Source organism: Lysinibacillus sp. RU7, from assembly GCF_057837305.1.
On sequence record NZ_JBYQFK010000232.1, the window covers coordinates 1 to 249 of the forward strand.

At 64.7% G+C, this 249-nt stretch carries 1 protein-coding gene; it reads right to left on the reverse strand.

What is annotated here, in order from left to right:
• Positions 1 to 249, reverse strand: a 249-nt coding sequence (locus AC3II9_RS22220; RefSeq protein WP_489158915.1) for an FCD domain-containing protein, incomplete at both ends; no start/stop codon positions are given.

Consider the following 249-nt stretch of genomic DNA (forward strand, 5'->3'; position numbering starts at 1 on the left):
CCAGGCCGCCAGCACAATGCGCTCGGACTGGGCCAGATACTGCTCCAGCAGGGCCACGGCCGCGCGGGTATCGCCGCCTTCAAAGGTCTCCAGCACCTGCTGATTCATCTCGACATAGGGGCCGTGCAGCCACTCCTTGTCGGCCATCAGTCCGAAGGCAAGACGCAGCTCGGCCAGCACCTGGCGAAAAAAGCCATTGAGCCGGGCGCTGTCGGCCAGCGCCACAATCGCGCCGTGAAAGGCCATGTT